This is a genomic window from Paenibacillus sp. MAHUQ-63, from assembly GCF_028765165.1.
Taxonomy (GTDB): domain Bacteria; phylum Bacillota; class Bacilli; order Paenibacillales; family NBRC-103111; genus Paenibacillus_E.
Genome location: NZ_JARADB010000001.1, coordinates 420,959 through 440,272, shown reverse-complemented (window position 1 = coordinate 440,272; position 19,314 = coordinate 420,959). Strand labels below are relative to the sequence as shown.

Genomic DNA, 19,314 nt, shown 5'->3' with positions numbered 1-19,314 from the left:
AAGAGGGGCGTTCCATGACCTATCGCGATGTGGCCGTGAAGCTCCTTTCTCATGTGTATTGGCACCGCAAAGAACAGTTTATGTATGACGAAGACCAATACCCCTGCTGGACTTTATTTGCGGTGGAGGACGGAAGATTCTGCTATGGCATCGGCGATAAGAAGGGAGAAGCCGGGTTCGGCGATATCGTTCTGTGTCCGCCGCATGCGGGCTTCCAGAGGAGAACGCTGGAGCCGCTGTCGTTTCATTTTGTACAATTCCTATGGCTATCGGAACCTGGGTCTGCGGAGGAAGAAGAGGGCTGGCGGGGCAAAGTGACGGTCCACAATAAAGAGCGGCTTATTTCGAATTATGATTATTTGAAACAATTGTCCGGTTGGGACGAAGAGAGCACGCTGCATAAGCAGCATATGGTGAACGATCTGCTCCGGCTGGTCCAAATCGAGAAGATCCGCAAGGACGAGTCCGATACCGAAAGTGACGCGCTCATGGATACGGCACGCAAATACATGATGGATCATGCCTATGCCAGTCTTTCCTTATTGGAGCTGGCTGTCTCCCTCGGGCTTACGCCGGTTCAATTCACCCGCAGATTCCGCAAAGCGTCAGGTCAGACGCCATCGGAATTCGTCAATGAGATGCGGTTGACGCGAGCGCGGCATCTGTTGGAAGGCACGACGCTGACGCTGGACGCTATCGCGGCGAGATGCGGATATGAGAACGGCTTTTATTTGAGCCGCGTGTTTACACAGAAGATCGGGATGCCTCCTTCGGTATACCGCAGCATGTATCGCGTCTAACAAGGAAGAAGCTCCGAATCCACAAGGTGCGGATCGGAGCTTCTTGAAGCTTAAGTGCCGGAGGAAGGCGAACTTCCTGGCGTATATTCGTTTTCCGGCTTGCGGATCCACCGCTGGAAATAGCCTTGCGTATAAAGGGCCTTGAACAAGATAATCAGAACCGGAGACAGAATGACGCCGGCAACCCCGAACAACGAGAGGGAGACGATCATGAAGGCCAGCGTGGTGAAAGCGGAAACGCCAAGCGATTCCCCGGTAATCTTGGGCTCCATAATTTGTCTGACAAGGATGACGACGAGGAGAAGAGCGCTTAACCAGATCGCCAGTGCAGTTTGGCCGACGATGAACAAGTAGACGATCCACGGGATGAACAGCGTCGATACGCCCAGCAGCGGCAGGACATCGAAGATGGCCGACAGCAGGGAGATCGAGAACGCGTTATTGACGCCGAGCAGCAGCAGAGCGACGAACACCACGATGAACGTTAATGTAATCAGCTTGAGCTGCGCTTTCACATAGGAGACAATGCCTTTGACGACATTTTCTTTGAGAAAGAAGAACACGGACTTGAACGTATTGGGCGTTTTCTCGCTGGCCAGCCGTTTCCAGGCATCGATTTCTATACTGAGGAAGTAAGCCAAAATGATTCCGACAATGAAGTTGAACATGAAAGTGGAAAAGGAAGTCAATGAGGTAACGAGTCCAGATAAGAAACCGATGATAAATTTGGAGGCTTTGCCAGCGAATTGTCCGGCATATTCCTTGGCTTTGATAATGACTTCAGGAGGAAGCGCTTGGAACCGTTCATTTAATTCGCTGATTCTATGTACGATTTGATCATTGAAGACGGCTTGGTAATCGTCGATTTTATCGACAAGACTCATGATCTGGCTGGTGAAAATAACGGCTGCCCCCGCTAGCGCGCCGAGGATGATCAAGACGAAGATCAGCGTGGAGATCGCGGACGCTATCGACTTGCGCATCCCTTTGCGGTTCAGAAACCTAGCCAGCGGCTCGATCATCATGAAGATGATCAGAGCCAGGAAGATAGGCGTCGCGATGCGGTACAAGTAGCTGAACAGCAGCATGAATAAGTAGACCGTTAGAACAATAAGAGCAATGTCAAAAGCAGTTCTCCAATATTTCTTGTAAAAAGAAATCATGCATGTCCTCCGGGGGCGGCGTTATTGTTCCGTTAGAATAACCGGTCCTTGACTCGTAATCGCAATCGTGTGCTCATATTGAGCGGACAGACTGCCGTCGTAGGTTCTTGCAGTCCAACCGTCGGCATCGACTTTGGAATGGTATTTGCCTACGTTCAGCATCGGTTCAATGGTAAAGACCATGCCTTCCTTGATGCGCGGCCCTTTGCCTGCAGGTCCGTAATGCGGGACTTGCGGCTCTTCGTGCATCTCGGAACCGATGCCATGGCCGATGAAGTCTCTGACCACGGAGAAACCGTGCGACTCCGCATATACCTGAATGGCGTGCGACACGTCGCCGATGCGGTTGCCGGGAACGGCTTGTTCAATGCCTTTGTACAGCGATTCCTTCGTCACTTGGAGCAATTTCTCCGCAATGGGCGAGATGCTGCCTACCGCGTACGACCAAGCGGAATCCGCCAGCCAGCCATCTTTGCGCACGACCATGTCGATCGTTACGATATCGCCGTCCTTCAGCGCTTCCTTCTTCGGGAAACCGTGGCAGATGACGTCATTGACCGATGCGCATGTGGCATACGGATAGCCGTGATAGCCTTTCTGCTCCGGTGTCGCGCCGTGCTTCGCCAGAAATCCTTCGACGAACTGATCGATTTCCCAGGACGTGATGCCGGGACGGATCATAGTCGCAATCACTTTGTGGCAATCCGCCAGAATACGCCCGGCTGCGCCCATTTTTTCAATTTGTTCCTTTGTCTTGATGGTAATCATGTACGTCCAACTCCTCAGGTGATATTCCTCATTATGTCCACTTTGCTGACCATAGCTTCATTTCTTTTAATATTTGATGCAAATCCTGGCCTTTCGGTGTCAAGGTATACTCGACGGTAACGGGAACGGTCGGATAAGCCGTACGCTCCAGAACGCCGTGATCTTCCAGATGACGCAGAATGTCGGTTAAGGATTTTGGGCTGATTCCTGTCACTTGACGCTGCAGCTCGCCGAATCGCTTTGTTCCGCAGAACAGTTCCCGAAGTACGAGAAACGCCCATTTTCCGCCGATGACCTCAAGCGTTCGTTCAATGGAGCATTCGATTACTTTGGGCACTTTGGGTACATAATTGCTGAGGGGAGCGACTTTTTCATTTTCAAGAGTTGACATCAGGCACGCATCCTTTCCAATTGTGTTGTACATTACTATCCAAGAAGTAAGTAAGTTACCGTCATATAATAAGGGGAAAATAATTTCACTACTATGTATTTTAAAGTTCGTGCGGCTAATTAGCAATAGCAGGGCGTAACGGCGTTCCTACAATCGCTTTCAATCCCGCTATGCACAAAGGTTGATTTCGAGACCTAGATTCTTTACAATAAGAAATAAAATTTATAGTTTCAGGAGATGTGTACATATGAAAGTCAAAATTTCGCGCAATGCAGCAAAAGTACTTCAATTGGAGCTTGATAAAGAAGAAAACAAAGGCCTTCTGGTCCGCGTCCAAGTGACTCACAAACATGGCGATCATGCGCACTATGGTTTGGGTCTTGACGATAAATCCGAGAACGATGTCGTTGTAAGCACGGACAAAGGGATCGATGTCCTGCTGGACGGAAATGAACCTTTGCTGGACGGTATCCGTATCGACTATTTCTACACGCCGGAAGAAGGCTTCATGATCACGAACCCGAGCAAGGGGAACCACGGAGATCACTAATGCGCAATGATATCCGCATTTGTGACAAATGCAAACACATGAAGGTGAAAAGCGCACTTTCCAAAATTAAAGTCATAGCTCCGGACGCTGAAGTCAAGGTGGCGTGTAAGTCCTATTGCGGACCTTGTTCCCGGTTTGCTTTCATATTCATTAATGGCCGCTATGTGACAGGGGCAACCGAAGACGAAGCGATCGAAAAGGCAAAAAAATATGTCAAATAACAATAAACCGTTTGGGTAATGGACCCAGACGGTTTATTTGTTTTGCCCTGTTTAGGCGTGCACAGCCGATTTCGCCAGCAGCTTGCGGATTTCGCTCTCGATTCTGCGCGGTGTGGTCGTAGGGGAGAAGCGCCGGATCACTTTGCCGTTCCGGTCGACGAGAAACTTCGTGAAATTCCATTTGATGGCGGAGCCGAACAGGCCGGAAGCCTGCTTCTTCAAATAACGGTAAAGCGGATGAGCGTCAGGGCCGTTCACATTTATCTTGGAAAATAACGGGAAACTGACGCCGAAATTCAGCTGGCATACCTGCTCGACCTGGGCATCGTCGCCAGGCTCCTGATCTTTGAATTGACTGCAGGGGAAGCCTAGGACGCTGAAGCCTTGGTCTTGGTAGGTGTCATGCAGCTCTTGAAGGCCGTGGAACTGAGGGGCGAACCCGCATTTGGACGCTGTATTGACGATAAGCAGCACTTGGCCTTCATAGTCGGATAACGATTTATTGTCGCCGCGGATGGTCCGGGCTGTAAATTGATAGATGCTCATTAACATCACCCTTATTTATATTTCAAACAAATTAATTGTACACAAATTTAAATGGATTGTGAAGTGTTTTTTGAAAAAGAAACCCGAACACAACGAGAAGCCCTCGTGAAGTCCGGGTTTATGGGCTCACTATATCCGCCAGCGCAGCTTCGACGGTCGTATACGAGAAGGAGAAGCCATGCTGAAGCAGCACGTGGGGCAGCACCTTCTGCCCTTCCAGAAGCAGGACGGACAATTCTCCGAAGACGAGCTTCATGACAAAAGCGGGAAGCGGAAAAAGATTCGGCCTATGCAGCGCACGGGCCAGTGCAGCCCCGAATTGTTTGTTCGTGACGGGGTTGGGTGCGGTTGCATTCACGGGACCGCTTATTGACTCGTCGTGTAGGCAGAAATCGATCAGTCTCACCATATCGTCGATATGGATCCACGACAGCCATTGCCTGCCGCTGCCGACCGGGCCTCCGACGCCCAGCTTATAGGGCATAGCCATCTTGGGGAAGGCGCCTTCCTTGCCGTCGAGTACTAAGCCGACCCGAACCTTCACGATACGCGGTCCGCGAATTTGATCCGCCGCTTGCTCCCACTTCACGACTACGCGGGATAAGAAATCCGTCTCGTTCTGCGGGCTGCGCTCATCGAAGGTCGCCGTCTCCGAGGTGCCGTAGACCGACATGCCCGATGCGTTGATGACGACCTGCGGTTTCTTGTCCATCCGTTCTACGAGCTGAGCTACTTGGCGGGCGGCTTGCAGGCGCGATTCCAGAATGCGGGACTTCGCGGCTGCGGTCCATCGCTGGTTGATGGACTCTCCGGCCAGGTTGACGATGGCATCCAGACCGTCCGTATACGCTTCCGGTGAGCGGAGCTGCTCCCAGGTTACCGTGCGTGCGCCAGGCACGACGGTAGCTGAAGAGCGAGAGATCGTCATAACCTCATGACCCTGCCGCAGGAAATGGGCGATCAAGCGTCTGCCGATAAAGCCGCTCCCGCCGGTGACTGCTATTTTCATCGAAACACCTCCATAAACGCATTATATCATTTGCAAAATTTGCATGCCCAGCGAATATTCCATTTGCGTGAAGCAGGGGCGGTATGCGCTGTATGGAGCGGGATTTTTGGCATTGACACAGTTAAGGAAACAAATGGTATATTGGATAAAAGGAGGGATGCCTATGTTTCGTTTTTTATTCGGCAAATCAACGAAAAAGCCAAAGCGGAGCCGGCAAGCGGCAAGCAAACCGGTCTACCGGGCCGCTGATCTGCCTCAAGGTGCCGGGCTTCTTCAAGGTATTCCGCTAGAGGGAATAGTCGCCAAGCTGAACCGTTCGATTCCGGCCGATTATGCGGAAAGAATCGAATACCGGGTCCGTTCCGAGCATCCGCGCATGACCGACGATGAGTTCGCTTGCAAATGGTTCGAGCTGAAGCGCTATTTCCTGATGACGCTCATCCTGAAATCGACTCCGATGTTCAGCAGCGAAATCGATGATATCTGGCACGAGATGTTGATGTTCACCAGAGAATACCAGCGGTTCGGGGAACAATTCGCAGGGGGCGTCATCCATCACTCTCCGGAGCGCGAGCCGAGAATGATACCGGGAGAACGGGCTTGGTTCGATTGGGTATACGCGCATTTATTCGAGTTCGCGCCGAGCAGCAAACGCTGCTGGAACGGCTTCTTCCGCAATCCGCTGGATGCGCAGCTCACGGAGCTGCTGCGCGCAGACCAGCCGGATATCATTGCCGAGCAGCTGTTCAATATGGAACAGGCACGGCGGTATCCGGAGGTTGCGGAAACGATCGACCTATTGATTCGGCAGGCGGTTCAGGAGGCCAGGCAGGCGGCGGCAAGCCGCAAGATGGAGGATACAGGGTGGAACGACCCGCTTATCAATCCGGCCTCCATGGTTTATTTGGCAGGTGCGATGATGTTCTTCTCCATCCATAACCCGGAGAGCTATGCCAGCGAGATGAACGACCATTACCCGGAGAACGCTCCGGTCGATCCGAGAGATAAGCAGAGCGGCTGCTCATCTTCAGGCTGCGGGGGCTTCGGAGGCTCCGACTCCGATGATTCAGGTGATTCCGGCGATTCCGGCCAATCAGGCGACTCAGGCGACTCTGGCAGCGGAAGCTCGTGTTCTTCAGGGTCTTCCTGTTCTTCGGGATCCAGCTGCGGATCCGGTTGCGGGTCCAGCTGAATCATTGTCCATCAGCACTTTCCTAAGCGAACGGGGGAAGTGTTTTTCTTCATGCGGGGCATGATAAAAAATAGATGGAAAATGGAAGAGGGCCTATGCTATACTCTTTCCAAACAGGAGATGATCTGATGAATTCCAAAATGTCCTTTCAACCGCTGAATCGTCCCAAGCTCGTTGACGATGTGGTGAATCAGCTGCAAAAGAAAATCTCGGAAGGAGAGATTAAGCCGGGCGATAAAATTCCTACGGAGCCGGAGCTCATGCAGCAATTCGCCGTCGGCCGCTCGACGATCCGCGAAGCGGTCAGGGTGCTTGTGCACGCCGGACTGCTGGAGAAGAAGCAGGGCTTCGGCACGTTCCTCAAGGCTCAATCCGGCATGCAGGAGCCGCTGGATCACAGGCTGCGCAGAGCGGAGATTCTCGAAGTCTACGAGGTTCGAAGAATGCTGGAGCTGGAGATTTCCCGGCTTGCCGCCGAGCGGCGCGATGAGCACGATCTCGAGCAAATGCGCAGTGCGCTCGATCAGCGCTTAGAGGCGCTGGAGAAAGGCGACATGAACACCTATTTGAATTTCGATGTCAAATTCCATCTGTCCATTGCCGTAGCGAGCAAAAACTCCGTCGTCGTCGACTTGTACCGGTCTTTCACGTCGGCGCTTCTGGAAGCTTCGCAGAAATTGGTCAGCGTCGAAACCATTCATGATCCCCATCATCTCTACCATGAGAATATGTACTTGGCGATCAAGGATAAAGACGTCGCGGGAGTAGAGTACTGGACGATGAAAAACCTCGATGAAACCGTGTCCCAGCTGGAGAAATATATCAATCAGGAGTAGCTTGATCTCTCCTCTGTTATTAAACATCAGATGATATGATGAAAGGGGCTGTTTGCAATGTCAGTATCGAAATCAGAATCAGCTAGCAATCAAACCGTTTATGCCATTTTATTTTCCATCTCTCTGGTCCATTTGTTGAATGATGCGATTCAATCCGTCATTCCGGCTGTCTTCCCGATTCTGCATAGCTCCCTGCAGCTGAGCTTCTCGCAGATCGGATGGATCGCGTTTACGCTGAATGTGACAGCCTCCTTGTTCCAGCCGCTAATCGGCTTATACACCGATGCGAGGCCGAAGCCGCTGTTGCTGCCTGCAGGCGTATTTTTCTCGCTTCTTGGCGTCATTCTGCTCGCCGTCGCTTCTTCGTTCATTCAAGTGCTGGGCGCCGTCATTCTTGTTGGGATAGGCTCCTCTGTTCTGCACCCGGAAGCTTCCCGTGTCGCCTACTTGGCGGCAGGGCCCCGCAGAGGGCTCGCGCAGTCGATTTTCCAGACGGGCGGCAACATTGGGCAGGCGCTGGCTCCTGTCTTCACGGCCTTGATTTTCGTACCTTTCGGCCAATTCGGCATCATTTGGTTCTCGTTCGTCGCTGCAGCGGCGATTGTCGTTCAATTTTTCGTAGCCAAATGGTACGGCAACGCGGGCAAAAACCGTTCCCGCTCAACCGACAAGGCGGCAGCCGCCAAGCAGCCGCTGCCCCGCAAGACGGTAGCTTACGCCATAACGATCCTGATCCTGCTGTTATTTTCCAAATTCGTCTATGTCGCAAGCATGACAGGCTTCTATGCCTTTTATTTGATCGAGCAGCATCAGCTTTCCGTAGAGAAAGCCCAACTGTTCATCTTCACCCTGCTTGCCGCCGGAGCGGTCGGTACATTCATGGGAGGACCGCTGGCGGATAAGTTCGGCAGAAGAAACATGATTTGGTTCTCCATCTTGGGCACTGCCCCGTTCTCGCTGCTGTTGCCGTATGCCAATCTGTTCTGGGCTGGCGTGCTGTGCGCATGTATCGGATTTATTTTGCTATCCGGCTTCTCCGTCATTGTCGTCTACGCGCAGGAGCTGCTGCCCGGCAAAGTGGGGACGGTCTCGGGCTTATTCTTCGGCCTTGCTTTCGGTTTAGGAGGGATTGGCTCCGCTGTGCTGGGTAACCTGGCTGATGCGACGAGCATCTCCTACGTCATCAAGCTCTGCGCCTTCCTGCCGCTGATCGGATTGCTGGCGGCGCTGCTGCCGTCGGATAAGAAGCTGAACGTACAGCAGCCTGAGGCGGCACCTGCCGCTGTCAACGCATAAAGGAGAGTACCCAATGACATCGATAATAGAAATGAGCAATGTTTGGTGGCAGCGTGACGATAAAACGATCCTGCAAGGAATCGACTGGCACGTAAACAAAGGCGAGCATTGGGCTGTACTGGGTCTTAACGGATCGGGAAAAACGACTATTCTGAACATGATCAACGGCTATATGTGGCCTACCCAAGGGCAAATTTCCGTTCTTGGCCATCCTTTCGGGAGCGTGGATCTGAGAGATTTGCGCAAAAGGATCGGCTGGGTATCCTCCTCCCTGCAGGAAAAGCTGTATGCTTCCGACCGGACACAGCATGTCGTCATTAGCGGCAAGCACGCGTCCATCGGTCTGTACGAGAAGCCGAGCGAGGCGGATGTCGAGCAGGCGAGACATTGGATGCAGCGACTTTCCTGTCTCCATCTCTATGACAGGACGTATCAGTCCTGCTCGCAAGGGGAGAAGCAGAAGCTGCTTATTGCCAGGGCGCTCATGGCTTCGCCGAAGCTGCTGATCCTGGATGAAGCGACGAACGGGCTCGATTTCCTGTCCCGGGAAGCCTTGTTGGCCAGCATCGATGAATTGGCTCAAGGGCCGGATGCGCCGACACTGCTGTTCGTCACGCACCATATCGAAGAGATTTTGCCTGTGTTCAGCCGGTCGCTGTTAATTCGGCGCGGCGAGGTGTTCGCCAGAGGGTTGTCGCGCGATGTGTTGACGAGCGCAGGCTTATCCGCCTTTTTCGAGACGGAAGTCGAGGTTAACTGGAGGGGCGAGCGCCCATGGCTATCTATTCCTTCTAGCGATTGAGCTTGAACAACGCAATAGGATCAGTATGTCAAGCCGCCTGTGTAGAGGTACGTATAACGCCATTATTCGACCTAACGAAGTGAAAGAAGTACAGAAATTCGTGGTTGCGGAGATCCCCGAAACGGAAGAATGGAGCCGATTACTAACAAAGGATGTATTCCAGGTGAATCATCGACATGTGGTATTTACAATCGATGAAGGGCTGTGGAATCTTTTTTGCTGGATAGAAAAATGTTGAAAGAGTTCATGGACGAGGCCGTACGGATGATTAAAGAACATTTTGAGAAGAAGCATAAGATCGGACCGTCAGGGCGATATTCCCTGACGGTTTTTCTTAAACTGCGGCGGGGCGGGGCTCTCTCGTTGAGGGAGCCGAGCTTTTCTTGGTCAGCCGCAGGTCGTAACTGGAATTTCTCCCGTTATTCGCGAGGAATTTAGCCCAGTTGTACGAATAAAGGGAATTCCTCCCGTTAATTCATCCCCATTTCTTGTAAAGGCTGCGAGTACGGGCTGAATAACGGGAGGAATTCCTGTTATTCAGCATTCGAGGATTCGCCAGGCTGCATGTAACAGGAGAAATTCCCGCTATGGGCGGGACTCTCGGTAGAGGCTTGGCTCTCTTAGAGGAGCCGAGCTTTCTTGTATAGATTCTTCATACTTGAATCAGGGTTTTCCTGACGGACAATCTTAGACAAAAAAGAACACGGAGCGCCGTTTTTCGTGTATAATGGGTTTTTGATGTCTTGACCGTAGGTAAATTAATGGCTAGAGGAGTCCATCCAGATGAATCGATTGCGCGGTTTTCTTGGTTCGTATCATCCGATTGTACATACGTTAATACTTGGAACGGTCATGGCCAGAGCGGCATCTTCCATGAGTTTGCCTTTTCTGGCGATTTATTTGGCCAAGCATACATCGATGAGTGCGGTCATGATCGGTATCGTCATCGGCATGGGTTCGTTAGCTGGGACCGTAGGGGGCTTCATCGGGGGCAATTTATCCGACCGGTTCGGCAGACGCATCATTATGTTAGCGGCACTTTTCGGATGGGCGGTCGTATTCGTCGGGTTCAGTCTCGTGAAACTACCGATTCTGTTCATGCTGCTTAATATGTTGAACGGCTTATGCCGCTCGTTCTATGAGCCGGTGTCGCAGGCGTTGATGGCGGACTTGACGGAGCCGGCCAAAAGGCTGCGCGTGTTCTCAATGAGATATATGGCAATCAATGTGGGCGTTGCCGTAGGGCCGCTATTGGGGGCATTTTTTGCAACGATGGATGGGGCGCTGCCTTTTCTGCTCACTGGCATTGTCTACTTCATCTATGCGGTCACGCTCTATGTTCTGCTTATCGTATTCGGGATTAAACAAATTGAAGGCGAGAAGAAGCAGCCGGTGACATTCGTCTCTGCCTTGCGGGTCGTACACAAGGATATTACGTTTCGCTTCTATATCCTCGGCGGCATTATCGGCGCCATCGGTTATTCGCAGGTGATGGTCACACTTTCTCAGTATTTGGAGCAAAACTTCGCCGAAGGCGTCAATATGTTTGCAATCCTCATGAGTGTGAATGCGATTGTTGTCATTGCGCTGCAAATTCCGCTCACGCGGATTTCGGACAAGTATACGCCCCTTGCGACGATCGTTGCCGGTAATCTGATGTTCGCTCTCGGGGATATCGGGTTCGCCTTCTCGCATAACCTGGGTTGGATGATTGGATCTATGGCGATTTTTACACTTGGGGAAATATTGAATTATCCGGCGGCTAACATGCTGATCGATAAACTAGCTCCCGAGCATATGCGCGGCACTTATTTTGGGGCTCAAACCCTAACGAATATCGGTCATTTCATGGGTCCTTGGGTGGGCGGTTTCCTGCTTGTCGCTTATGGCGGCAGTACCTTGTATCTGGTTATGGCGGTTGTGATCATGGCTGGATCGTTGTTTTACTGGAAAGGTGCCACAAATCTACAAATGCACCTAAAAAATACGTCGAAAAAAGAAATTTTATGAATAAAATTGCAAAATTAGTTCTTTTGAACTATACGTTTTCGAAACAACTTCCCTTATCCTTGAGAGTGTAGTTCATTTTCATGTCAAAAGACTTCACATTACATCTCGAAATGGCAAAGCTGGCGAAAGTCAGTGACGCAAAGCTAAAGGGGCTTCCTTGTTCTGAAACGGACTCGTTGCCAGCCAGTTGCCGAACGATTGGGTACTCAACTTAGACCCCCCTGCGATCGGTTCACCAAGGTGGGGTTTTTCGCTGTGATAACGAATCGTACAACAAATCTTACAAAGGAGGATCAAGCAGCATGCAGTTCGAATTGCAGGAAGAGCAGAAAGTAACATCGCTTTGCGGCAACCATGTTGCCCGTTTGGTACCATCCTCAGATGGGCCCAAGCTATTAATTAATCGTGAAGAATATTCTCTGAAAGAAGCTTGCTGGGATGTTGAAATGTTTCATGGAAGAAGCAGCAGCATCTTGATTTTCTATTGGAAAGGCGAAGTTAAGCTGTCGGTGAAAATGCCGGCGATGCCGCAAATCGAAGCCTTCATGACAAGACTTTATCAAATATTAACGTTCAAATTGAGAACGGCACAGCCTCTTTAGGGCGGGCCGTTCTTTTTTTTGCGTCTGTATCGTATATCCGACAAAATCATTGTCACCCATCGGCAGGTGCTGATATAATGGGATTCTATAAGGTTGAATAGTGCTTAAGCACTATCCATTAGGGGGATTCATGGGATGAGATTAATCACACGTTCTGATTTTGACGGCTTAGTCTGTGCGATGCTTTTCAAAAAAATGAAAATGGTCGATGAAATGAAATTCGTTCATCCCAAAGATATGCAGGACGGTCTCATCGAAGTAACGGAGAATGATATTTTGGCGAATGTGCCGTACGTTCCGGGCTGCGGATTATGGTTCGATCATCACTCCAGCGAGCTGGAGCGGATGGGCGAGAAGGTGGCGTTCAAAGGGGAAACCCGCATTGCACCGAGTGCGGCGCGCGTTGTCTATGATTATTACGGCGGCAAGGAAACATTCGGCGATATTGATGACATTATGCAGGGCGTGGACAAAGCGGACGCTGCGCAGTTCAGCAAAGACGATATTTTGAACCCATCAGGTTGGGATCTGCTCTCCTTTATTATGGATGCCCGGACAGGGCTTGGCCGGTACCGCGACTACCGGATCAGCAACTATCAGTTGATGGAAGATCTGGTGGATCACTGTGCTGTCATGACTGTCGATCAAATCATGGAGCTTCCGGATGTGAAAGAGCGTGTAACCAGGTACTATGAGCTGGATGCGTTGTACCGGGACATGCTGCATACCTATACGCGGACAGAGGGGAATGTAGTCATTACCGACCTTCGCGGCGTCGAGACGATATACCCGGGTAACCGTTTCATGGTGTATGCGTTATATCCGGAGCAAAATGTTTCCATCTGGATCGTGGACGGGCGTAACAAACAAAATTGTGTATTCGCCTGCGGCCACAGCATCGTGAACCGTTCGTCGAACACGAACATCGGAACGTTGATGCTCCAGTACGGCGGCGGAGGCCACCATGCGGCAGGCACTTGCCAGGTTGACTATGCGCAAGCTGAGGACATTCTGCAGAAAATCGTTGAAACGATGAGAGCAGACGGTTAAAATAAGTAAAACGAACCGCAGGAGGGGGAGTCCCGGAATGCGGTTTTTTGCCGAAGTCGGGAGGACGAACGAATGAACATTACACGTATTCATCATGTAGCCATTATTAGCTCGGATTACGAGCGTTCCAAGCATTTCTATGTCGACCTGCTGGGCATGACGGTGATTGCCGAGACGTACCGGGCGGAGCGGGATTCGTATAAGCTGGATTTGCGGATAGGCGAGTCGGAGCAGCAGATTGAATTGTTTTCGTTCCCGAATCCGCCGTTAAGGGTGAACCGGCCTGAGGCGCGGGGATTGCGGCATTTGGCGTTCGTGGTAGCGAATATGGACGATAGCGTGAGAGACTTGGAGAGCAAAGGAATATCGGTCGAGCCCGTGCGCATCGATCCGGTAACCGGCGACCGGTATACGTTCTTTGCGGATCCGGACGGGCTTCCTCTGGAGCTGGTGGAATATACAGACGGGCACGCAACATAGGTCCAAGATCATAATAAGGGCTATCGGCGCCAGATCATGATGATCTTTCGCAGATAGCCCTGTTTTGTATAGGTGCCTATGCATGGTGCGAGTTTTTCTGGAAAGAAACGAACAGGTCGGTAATCAGTTTGGCGAGTATGGTCACCAGGAAATAAAGCAGGAACAGGTAGAAATAATTCATCCTGCCGTACAGATGAAACAAGTCGAACACGGATAGGAGCGGTTTGAAGACGAACGAGAAGAGAGCGCACATGATCGCGCTGTATAGGTAATAATTTTTTTTGTGATTCAGGGTCCACTGATATACCAGCATAAGTACAATCGGATTAAAGGATGCGTCCAGCGTAATGCTTGTCGGCAGGTATGGCACAATTTTGTATGGAAAGGCCCATATATAATTTCTTTCGCCAAACATATGAATATAGGTCGCCATCATGTGGATACTGAACCCATAAAAGCCTATTTGCAATGCTTTCTTACGGTCGAGAGCGAACCATAGAACGACCAGCGGCAGGAGGAGTAGAGCTAGGTTGAACCAGAATTGCCACGTCTGGGCGTTCGAAAACTGATGCCAATAATCGACCCATGAAGTTGAGATGGATTTCTCTTTTGTAAGTAACTCCTCGAATACATGCTGTTGCTCTGGCGTCATTGGAGATCTCCCTGCATGTTTTTGTTATTAATATGTGCATTTTGCAGGATTTTACACAGATCCATGTGAAAAAATTGGAATGGTGCTGCCTTTGCCTGCGGCCGCAGGCATGGACGACAGCCGCGTTGACATGTTGTCGGCGCGCAGGCTACGATGAATAAATAACCAATTTTATTAGAAGTAAGGTGGTGTTGCGCATGAAGACGGAGCTGCTAACCGAACGCGTCCGAATTACGCACAAGCGGCTGCGCAAAGAGCTGCTTAGCCGTGTGCTCGACGAGTTCGACGGGCAGATCATGGGGCTGTCCGAAGCGAAGCGACTGCAAAAATACGCGAAGATGGCGGGGAGTCCGTTTTCATTCTACCGGGGGAGCGCCTATTTGTTTTATTTTGACGTCAGCCGGGAATGGTTCCCTTATCACAGCTCGCCAGAGAGGCCGACATGGGTTCAGGGGGATTTGCATTTCGAGAATTTCGGGGCGTTCCGCAGCGAAGAAGGCCGGATCGTCTATGATGTGAACGACTTTGATGAAGGCTATCTGGGCTCTTACTTGTATGACCTGCTTCGGATGTCGGTCAGCATTGCGTTGGTATGCCGAACCAAGCAGATCGAAGAAGAAGGACAAGCCCATGCGATCACCACGTACTTGGAAGCCTATGTGAATCAGATTCGCAGGTTTGCGAAACGGAAGGATGATCCGCGTACGCTTGTCTTCGATAAGGACAGGACGGCAGGACTCCTCCGCAAGCTGTTGAAAAAGACGGAGAAGCGGGTAGCTTCCCAGTTCCTGGAGGGCGTTACTACACTTACGCGCACGGCAAGAAGGTTTGCGAAATCGGATGAGATCGTTCCGCCTACGGCAGAAGAGCGCAGGAAGCTGGAGGAAAGCTGGCCGCATTATGTGGCATCGCTTGCGGAAAGCACGAAACGTCCTGACGGGTACTACGCAATCAAGGACGTTGCGGTTAAGCACGGTTCGGGTACGGCATCTATCGGTTTGGACCGCTATTATGTGCTCATTGAAGGGGAAGGCGGCGAGCATGCGCTTGACGATAGAATCCTCGAGGTGAAGGAAGTTCGAGCACCGGTACCGGCATATTTCATGCCGTATTCAGAGTCGTTCTGGACACATTTCAGCCATCAAGGCAAACGGGTTATGACTACGCAGCAAGCGATGCATCATGAGGCAGACCCTTTTCTAGGTTATTTGACGATCGGCGGCCGCGATTTCTACGTGCGGGAACGCTCTCCATACAAGAAGCGGCTGAAGGCGGACAAGATAACGCGACTGGAGGAGCTAATGCCGGTGTTGGAGTGTATGGGGAAGATCACGGCGAAGCTTCATGCGCGGGCGGATGCGGATGTGGAGCACGGGCTGATCGCCTATCATAGCGAGGATGAAATTCATCGCGCGATCGGACCGGATACGGATGCGTTTTGCGACCATATCGCTGGCTGGGCCCATTCTTATGCGCATCAGGTGGAGGAAGACTATGACTTGTTCAAGGCATGGCTTGGCGAGCGGATGGATTAGGTTGAGTACATGAGGTGGTATGCATGAGCGGTGGTTGGCAGGATTCCTATTTGGGCAAACTTCGTAGAGTCATCGGCACGCAGAAGGTGATCGTGAACGCCGTACGAGCAATTATTCTTGACGATAAAGGGCATGCTCTGTTCATTAAGCGAACTGGCGATAGAAAGTGGGGCATGCCTGCAGGCAGCATGGAGCTGGATGAATCCGTATTCGAAGCGATGCAGCGTGAAGTTAAAGAAGAGACAGGACTTGACGTGCGAAGGGCGACTTTAATTGCCATTTATTCTTCACCCCAGACACAAACCTATACAGACCGCTGGGGGAATGAGCATCAAGTCATCGAATATCTGTTTCGAGTGGATGAGTGGTTGGGGACAATTGAACGGGAGACCGAGGAGAGCGTAGACGCTGCGTTCTTTCCGGTCGATTGTTTGCCTGAGGCTTCAAATGAACTATTTGCAAGACATCACACAAGGGTGTTTCAAGACTTGATGGCATATGATGGGACATTGAGATTGGAATAGTTCGGAGTTCCAACGGAGAGACTGTTTGACAGTAAACTTATAGGTGTTATAATAAATGCGAAACCAAAAGGTTTCGTAAAATGGCTTCAGGAGGCAACGAATATGGACAAGCAAAGTCAAGACAAATTTTTGAATTTTATTTTGGAAAGAGTGCAAGAAGGTAAAGAGGAAGAAGCGAGAGAAATTCTTACGATTAATTTCAAGAAACAAGCTGAAGGCACGTTCTCGCTAGAGGATGTTCAGCAGTTTATCCCGAAGATGATCAGCTTGCTGAAACCGGAAAAATTAGGGGAAGTACAAGAAGTTGTGAAACAGTTTGGCGGAAATTTCGTGAAATAATGATTTATGAATTTAAGATATTGCCTTATCCATGCTGCCTACACCAAGGCGGCATTTTTTTTGTTTTCAACGGCCTATATTAAAAAAAGATAAGCGCCCTTAAGTCACGGTATCCCTCTTTTCCGCTGCGTACACTGCAAGCATAACAACGAAGATAGGGTGATGAAGCATATGAACTATTCCGAGGCTAAGCCGGCGCTAAACTCGGTGATGGCGTTCCAGGATTACAGCATTTCACGGGGATTTGGAAAAGCGACTGGGTCGGTCTCGCCAATTTCCGGCGAATGATCGAGTACGCGGATTTCTGGCGCATTCTCAAGAATACGATGGCGATCGGCGTGTATACCTTGGTATTCGCCTTCCCGATTTCGATTGTACTGGCGCTGATGATGAACGAGCTGCGCAATCAGCTGGAGGAGAGCATGTCCGCTTACCGGCATATTCTCATTCATGAGCGGGGGAATCCGGAGAACAATTATACCGCTTGGCTCAATGCGTCCCTCGCCTGTGTGTATGCGGCTCAGGGAGCACGTGAGGGGCTAGTGGCTCTTATTGAGGCGCCAGGCGGTTTCGTCACCGTCTCGCTGAACGGGCAGTCGCAGGCGGAGCATACGGGGCGCTGCGTTCAGTTTATGTGCGGCGACGGCCAGAGCAGCACGTATGTATGGCTCCAATCGGATGCCGCTTATCCTTATGCGGGCTGCCGGTTGGACCGCCATTTGCTTCTGACCGCCGATTGGATGCTGGATTGGTTCGAGGTTGTGCAGGCGGAGGGCAGCGTCGAGTCCTTGACCGACTGGTGGCTGCATCCGGTCGTGCCGCCTCTCTCCGGGAGGCTGCAGGAAGTGGGGGCTGCAGGCGGAGTTAGCCGGCCGCCGATCGCCGTCCCGTTCGGCGAGTCGACGCTCGACCTGCCCGTGACGGGGAGCTTCGCGCCGGAGGCCGGCCAGGCTGTGCCGATTGAGTATCGGCTCCCGGGCGGCTCAACCGTGTGGCATACAGCTTGGGTCATGCCGGGGCAAGAGCTTCTGGCCGTGCAGACGCCGGGGCTTTCCACGGATCCGAGCGTGCGGTTGACCGGGCTTCTGCACCGCGTGCGAGGATAGGGCGCCCGGTTTGTGCACGCGTACCGGGCGGGAGCTTCGCCTGTGAGACTCGCGCTTGAGCGGGACATTCTGGAGGTGGGCGTGCAAGGCGGCACGACTTATGTGCATTGGACGGAAGGGGGCGGGTTGCGCGTGGTTTCCGGATAACCAGATAAGCCCTTCGTTCGATATGTCGAAGGGCTTATCGGTTGTTAGTGGAAGACGAGTGAGCGTCACATGTACGATGAAAATGGAGCTAACGGACACAGGAGCTCCTATTCTCGGCTATTCGCTTGGTTTCGCGTCTAACGGACACCAGAGCTCTTATTTACCCATTTTATGGGCAAAACTCATTCGAAATGGACGAATAGAGGCTCTGGTGTCCGTTAGAATTCTGAATCGGTAACATTTTGCCGATTAAGGGCTCCTGTGTCCATTAGACCGGATACCCGTGTATATGCAATCCAAAAACAGCGGTAGCTAAGACATTAAGTCTCAGCTGCCGCTGTTTTTTGTGTTGTCCTCGACCGACGCGGAGAAAACGGCAAGAGAAATTGGTACAGGTTGGTAGGCTATGGTAAAAAACAGTGGGTATTTTAACAAAACGTAAGATAACTCGTCTAATATAAAAGAACAAATGTAACTGGAGGGATAGTTCAATAAATGAATAGATTAATTGTACTTAGTTTATTGTTAGTTTTATTAACTGCATGTAAGGCTAGTCTGGATAAGGGACGTGTAAGTTCTGCTCCTATGGAAAGTTCAGCGGTTGAAAGTAATATTCTAATCGATAAAAGTAGTAATAAAAACGAAAGTGTTGATGTCAACTCAGTCTATGGTGATTATTTATCTGGTTCATCAATAGGTTGGTTCTCAACAATTATCAAAGATCATCCTATAGATATGGATTACGCAAAAGAAAATAATGAACTACAAAATTCTAAAGATTTTAATACTTCTACTTGGCTAGAGCTAGAAAAAAAGTATACCAAAGCCTGGGATGATGAGTTAAATTACATTTATAAAAAACTACTAGTTAAGTTAAATTCAGAGAACAAAGAATCACTAGTTGAAGCACAGAGAGGCTGGTTGCACAAATTGCCGCAAAGAATAGAATAAAAAAACGGACAATACAACTATATGAGTATTATTTTTTGCTTGATGAGATAATTGAATTTAATTATAAATCCCAAGTATAAAAACGCATGCGGTTGTTATTTTCATGCCCATGACATAATCATGATATGAGAGCAAGAGCCAGGTCACGACCGTGTGCTACTGTCCAACGCAGTTAATTAAATGTAACCAAATTGAAATCTTATACTCATCTGGCATTAACATATTAACCCTATAATAAAAATTCGTTCCCGTCTAAAATCCCAGAAATAATTTTTGAACAGTACATGAATAGAATGGGGTTATTTGATTCGCGTTACGAGGACTTTTTTGAAAAGGAGGATGCG

Annotated in this window: 22 protein-coding genes, 1 pseudogene and 1 riboswitch; of the genes and pseudogenes, 17 read left to right on the top strand and 6 right to left on the bottom strand. The window is 50.5% G+C overall.

Features of this window, described 5'->3' with window-relative positions:
• Positions 1 to 14 precede the first annotated feature (14 nt).
• Complete coding sequence (locus PUT07_RS01765; RefSeq protein WP_274466018.1) at positions 15 to 800, top strand: helix-turn-helix domain-containing protein; 786 nt, start codon at positions 15 to 17, stop codon at positions 798 to 800.
• A 50-nt stretch (positions 801 to 850) separates the two neighbouring features.
• Here PUT07_RS01765 and ytvI read toward each other — a convergent pair whose 3' ends face one another.
• From ytvI to PUT07_RS01750, 3 genes are read right to left on the bottom strand one after another with little or no spacing between them, the layout of a single operon-like run.
• Positions 851 to 1,963, bottom strand: coding sequence for a sporulation integral membrane protein YtvI (gene ytvI / locus PUT07_RS01760; protein ID WP_274466017.1), 1,113 nt, complete (start codon positions 1,961 to 1,963; stop codon positions 851 to 853).
• 21 nt (positions 1,964 to 1,984) lie between these two features.
• Positions 1,985 to 2,731: a type I methionyl aminopeptidase gene (map, locus tag PUT07_RS01755; RefSeq protein WP_274466016.1), complete on the bottom strand. Its 747-nt coding sequence runs from the start codon at positions 2,729 to 2,731 to the stop codon at positions 1,985 to 1,987.
• Positions 2,732 to 2,762: 31 nt separating this feature from the next.
• On the bottom strand, positions 2,763 to 3,122 hold the full coding sequence (locus PUT07_RS01750; RefSeq protein ID WP_127454678.1) for a winged helix-turn-helix transcriptional regulator: 360 nt from the start codon (positions 3,120 to 3,122) through the stop codon (positions 2,763 to 2,765).
• Between the two features lie 247 nt (positions 3,123 to 3,369).
• Between PUT07_RS01750 and PUT07_RS01745 the strand changes: the two genes are divergently transcribed.
• The gene (locus PUT07_RS01745; RefSeq protein ID WP_274466014.1) at positions 3,370 to 3,672 is read left to right on the top strand and encodes an iron-sulfur cluster assembly accessory protein; all 303 of its coding nucleotides are present in this window, start codon (positions 3,370 to 3,372) and stop codon (positions 3,670 to 3,672) included.
• Positions 3,672 to 3,893 (top strand): DUF1450 domain-containing protein, encoded by a 222-nt coding sequence (locus tag PUT07_RS01740; protein WP_127454674.1) that lies wholly within the window; start codon positions 3,672 to 3,674, stop codon positions 3,891 to 3,893. Before PUT07_RS01745 ends, PUT07_RS01740 begins: the two co-directional genes overlap by 1 nt.
• A gap of 51 nt (positions 3,894 to 3,944) precedes the next feature.
• Here the strand turns inward: PUT07_RS01740 and PUT07_RS01735 are convergent, their stop codons facing one another.
• Positions 3,945 to 4,439: a glutathione peroxidase gene (locus PUT07_RS01735; RefSeq protein ID WP_274466013.1), complete on the bottom strand. Its 495-nt coding sequence runs from the start codon at positions 4,437 to 4,439 to the stop codon at positions 3,945 to 3,947.
• Positions 4,440 to 4,557: 118 nt separating this feature from the next.
• A complete protein-coding gene (locus PUT07_RS01730) occupies positions 4,558 to 5,448 on the bottom strand; it encodes a TIGR01777 family oxidoreductase (RefSeq protein ID WP_274466012.1) in 891 nt (296 codons plus the stop codon).
• Positions 5,449 to 5,611: 163 nt separating this feature from the next.
• On the opposite strand from PUT07_RS01730, the gene PUT07_RS01725 reads away from it, so the two are divergent.
• The 9 genes and pseudogenes from PUT07_RS01725 to gloA2 all read left to right on the top strand — a co-directional run bounded on the left by PUT07_RS01725 (position 5,612) and on the right by gloA2 (position 13,716).
• A complete protein-coding gene (locus PUT07_RS01725; RefSeq protein ID WP_274466011.1) occupies positions 5,612 to 6,640 on the top strand; it encodes a hypothetical protein in 1,029 nt (342 codons plus the stop codon).
• Positions 6,641 to 6,768: 128 nt separating this feature from the next.
• Positions 6,769 to 7,476, top strand: a complete 708-nt coding sequence (locus PUT07_RS01720; RefSeq protein WP_274466010.1) for a FadR/GntR family transcriptional regulator — start codon at positions 6,769 to 6,771, stop codon at positions 7,474 to 7,476.
• Positions 7,477 to 7,533: 57 nt separating this feature from the next.
• Entirely contained in the window at positions 7,534 to 8,772 is a 1,239-nt protein-coding gene (locus tag PUT07_RS01715) for an MFS transporter (protein WP_274466009.1), read from the top strand.
• 13 nt (positions 8,773 to 8,785) lie between these two features.
• Entirely contained in the window at positions 8,786 to 9,574 is a 789-nt protein-coding gene (locus PUT07_RS01710) for an ABC transporter ATP-binding protein (protein WP_274466008.1), read from the top strand.
• 25 nt (positions 9,575 to 9,599) lie between these two features.
• Positions 9,600 to 9,880 (top strand): annotated as a pseudogene (locus PUT07_RS35535) (IS91 family transposase); the annotation flags it as partial.
• A 477-nt stretch (positions 9,881 to 10,357) separates the two neighbouring features.
• A complete protein-coding gene (locus PUT07_RS01705) occupies positions 10,358 to 11,584 on the top strand; it encodes an MDR family MFS transporter (protein ID WP_274466007.1) in 1,227 nt (408 codons plus the stop codon).
• Positions 11,585 to 11,686: 102 nt separating this feature from the next.
• Positions 11,687 to 11,779, top strand: a riboswitch (cyclic di-GMP riboswitch).
• A gap of 107 nt (positions 11,780 to 11,886) precedes the next feature.
• The gene (locus PUT07_RS01700) at positions 11,887 to 12,186 is read left to right on the top strand and encodes a hypothetical protein (RefSeq protein ID WP_274466006.1); all 300 of its coding nucleotides are present in this window, start codon (positions 11,887 to 11,889) and stop codon (positions 12,184 to 12,186) included.
• Between the two features lie 135 nt (positions 12,187 to 12,321).
• Positions 12,322 to 13,236 (top strand): exopolyphosphatase, encoded by a 915-nt coding sequence (locus PUT07_RS01695; RefSeq protein ID WP_274466005.1) that lies wholly within the window; start codon positions 12,322 to 12,324, stop codon positions 13,234 to 13,236.
• 72 nt (positions 13,237 to 13,308) lie between these two features.
• A complete protein-coding gene (gene gloA2, locus PUT07_RS01690) occupies positions 13,309 to 13,716 on the top strand; it encodes an SMU1112c/YaeR family gloxylase I-like metalloprotein (protein WP_274466004.1) in 408 nt (135 codons plus the stop codon).
• Positions 13,717 to 13,792: 76 nt separating this feature from the next.
• Here gloA2 and PUT07_RS01685 read toward each other — a convergent pair whose 3' ends face one another.
• Positions 13,793 to 14,368: a CBO0543 family protein gene (locus tag PUT07_RS01685; protein WP_274466003.1), complete on the bottom strand. Its 576-nt coding sequence runs from the start codon at positions 14,366 to 14,368 to the stop codon at positions 13,793 to 13,795.
• A 197-nt stretch (positions 14,369 to 14,565) separates the two neighbouring features.
• Between PUT07_RS01685 and PUT07_RS01680 the strand changes: the two genes are divergently transcribed.
• From PUT07_RS01680 to PUT07_RS01660, 5 genes are all read left to right on the top strand, one after another.
• A complete protein-coding gene (locus PUT07_RS01680) occupies positions 14,566 to 15,903 on the top strand; it encodes a DUF2252 domain-containing protein (RefSeq protein WP_274466002.1) in 1,338 nt (445 codons plus the stop codon).
• 23 nt (positions 15,904 to 15,926) lie between these two features.
• The gene (locus PUT07_RS01675; RefSeq protein WP_274466001.1) at positions 15,927 to 16,427 is read left to right on the top strand and encodes an NUDIX domain-containing protein; all 501 of its coding nucleotides are present in this window, start codon (positions 15,927 to 15,929) and stop codon (positions 16,425 to 16,427) included.
• 102 nt (positions 16,428 to 16,529) lie between these two features.
• Entirely contained in the window at positions 16,530 to 16,766 is a 237-nt protein-coding gene (locus PUT07_RS01670) for a hypothetical protein (RefSeq protein WP_274466000.1), read from the top strand.
• Between the two features lie 284 nt (positions 16,767 to 17,050).
• Positions 17,051 to 17,872 carry a hypothetical protein gene (locus tag PUT07_RS01665; RefSeq protein WP_274465999.1) on the top strand — a complete coding sequence of 274 codons (822 nt, stop codon included), beginning with the start codon at positions 17,051 to 17,053 and terminating at the stop codon, positions 17,870 to 17,872.
• A gap of 642 nt (positions 17,873 to 18,514) precedes the next feature.
• Positions 18,515 to 18,970, top strand: a complete 456-nt coding sequence (locus PUT07_RS01660; RefSeq protein WP_274465998.1) for a lysozyme inhibitor LprI family protein — start codon at positions 18,515 to 18,517, stop codon at positions 18,968 to 18,970.
• Positions 18,971 to 19,314: the final 344 nt, after the last annotated feature.

Bases quoted from the DNA above. Each gene is read 5' to 3' on its own strand.
- PUT07_RS01765 (WP_274466018.1), top strand. From the start codon at position 15: ATGACCTATCGCGATGTGGCCGTGAAGCTCCTTTCTCATGTGTATTGG.
- ytvI (WP_274466017.1), bottom strand. From the start codon at position 1,963: ATGATTTCTTTTTACAAGAAATATTGGAGAACTGCTTTTGACATTGCT.
- map (WP_274466016.1), bottom strand. From the start codon at position 2,731: ATGATTACCATCAAGACAAAGGAACAAATTGAAAAAATGGGCGCAGCC.
- PUT07_RS01750 (WP_127454678.1), bottom strand. From the start codon at position 3,122: ATGTCAACTCTTGAAAATGAAAAAGTCGCTCCCCTCAGCAATTATGTA.
- PUT07_RS01745 (WP_274466014.1), top strand. From the start codon at position 3,370: ATGAAAGTCAAAATTTCGCGCAATGCAGCAAAAGTACTTCAATTGGAG.
- PUT07_RS01740 (WP_127454674.1), top strand. From the start codon at position 3,672: ATGCGCAATGATATCCGCATTTGTGACAAATGCAAACACATGAAGGTG.
- PUT07_RS01735 (WP_274466013.1), bottom strand. From the start codon at position 4,439: ATGAGCATCTATCAATTTACAGCCCGGACCATCCGCGGCGACAATAAA.
- PUT07_RS01730 (WP_274466012.1), bottom strand. From the start codon at position 5,448: ATGAAAATAGCAGTCACCGGCGGGAGCGGCTTTATCGGCAGACGCTTG.
- PUT07_RS01725 (WP_274466011.1), top strand. From the start codon at position 5,612: ATGTTTCGTTTTTTATTCGGCAAATCAACGAAAAAGCCAAAGCGGAGC.
- PUT07_RS01720 (WP_274466010.1), top strand. From the start codon at position 6,769: ATGAATTCCAAAATGTCCTTTCAACCGCTGAATCGTCCCAAGCTCGTT.
- PUT07_RS01715 (WP_274466009.1), top strand. From the start codon at position 7,534: ATGTCAGTATCGAAATCAGAATCAGCTAGCAATCAAACCGTTTATGCC.
- PUT07_RS01710 (WP_274466008.1), top strand. From the start codon at position 8,786: ATGACATCGATAATAGAAATGAGCAATGTTTGGTGGCAGCGTGACGAT.
- PUT07_RS01705 (WP_274466007.1), top strand. From the start codon at position 10,358: ATGAATCGATTGCGCGGTTTTCTTGGTTCGTATCATCCGATTGTACAT.
- PUT07_RS01700 (WP_274466006.1), top strand. From the start codon at position 11,887: ATGCAGTTCGAATTGCAGGAAGAGCAGAAAGTAACATCGCTTTGCGGC.
- PUT07_RS01695 (WP_274466005.1), top strand. From the start codon at position 12,322: ATGAGATTAATCACACGTTCTGATTTTGACGGCTTAGTCTGTGCGATG.
- gloA2 (WP_274466004.1), top strand. From the start codon at position 13,309: ATGAACATTACACGTATTCATCATGTAGCCATTATTAGCTCGGATTAC.
- PUT07_RS01685 (WP_274466003.1), bottom strand. From the start codon at position 14,368: ATGACGCCAGAGCAACAGCATGTATTCGAGGAGTTACTTACAAAAGAG.
- PUT07_RS01680 (WP_274466002.1), top strand. From the start codon at position 14,566: ATGAAGACGGAGCTGCTAACCGAACGCGTCCGAATTACGCACAAGCGG.
- PUT07_RS01675 (WP_274466001.1), top strand. From the start codon at position 15,927: ATGAGCGGTGGTTGGCAGGATTCCTATTTGGGCAAACTTCGTAGAGTC.
- PUT07_RS01670 (WP_274466000.1), top strand. From the start codon at position 16,530: ATGGACAAGCAAAGTCAAGACAAATTTTTGAATTTTATTTTGGAAAGA.
- PUT07_RS01665 (WP_274465999.1), top strand. From the start codon at position 17,051: ATGATCGAGTACGCGGATTTCTGGCGCATTCTCAAGAATACGATGGCG.
- PUT07_RS01660 (WP_274465998.1), top strand. From the start codon at position 18,515: ATGAATAGATTAATTGTACTTAGTTTATTGTTAGTTTTATTAACTGCA.